General features: G+C 70.0%; 1 protein-coding gene. It reads right to left on the reverse strand.

What is annotated here, in order from left to right:
- Window positions 1-159: 159 nt before the first annotated feature.
- Window positions 160-828 (reverse strand): YeiH family protein (locus G7A99_RS22070; protein ID WP_163144128.1); only part of this gene is annotated, 669 nt, incomplete at its 5' end.

Genomic DNA, 828 nt, shown 5'->3' on the forward strand with positions numbered 1-828 from the left:
GAATCCCGTTGGGGACGCCATTTCCCTCCTTCCGTGATCGCGATCCTAATGCCGCGAGGGCGAGCGTCGCGAACCTCCGCTCCCCCCGGGATTCAGCGCTCAAGTGACGGAATTCAAAGACCGCATGGTCATGCGGCCTTTATTGCCATTCCGGTGGTCTCACCCGGTTGTGAGCACGGCACCTGCCAGTGCCAGCAGGCTGATCCATATCGCCATGGCCAGGCCCAGGGCGAGGGGCCGCCAGCCGAGACGCGCCACGGCCACCAGCCGGGTGTGCAGGCCCATGGCGACCATGGCGGCGGCGAGCAGGCCGGAGTCGACGGTCACGAGGGTGTCATGGAGCTGCGCGGGAACCGGGGCGAAGGAGTTCACGCCCACCATTACGACGAACAGCACGACGAACAGCGGTACCGGCGCGTGCCGGGCCGTGGTGGTGTCCGTCGTCGTGTCCCGCTCCCGGCGGCGCCACCATATCGCCAGGGCGGCGCAGGCCGGGGCCAGCATCGCGACGCGGGAGAGCTTGTACAGGCTCGCGTCGACGCCGGCCTGGTCGTTGAAGGCGAAGCCGGCGGCCACGACCTGGGCGACCTCGTGGATGGAGCTGCCGGCCCAGGCGGAGTACGTGGCCTCGTTGAGCCCCAGCGACGGCGCCAGGGCCGGGTATAGGAACATCGCGATGGTGCCGAAGACGGTGACGATGGCAATGGCGCAGGCGACATCCTCCTCCCGGCCGCGGACCACCCCGTCCACCGCCACCACGGCGGAGGCGCCGCAGATCCCGGTGCCGGAGCCGACGAGCACGCTCAGGGTGTCCGGCAGCCGGAGCGC

It is taken from the genome of Arhodomonas sp. KWT, from assembly GCF_010993615.1.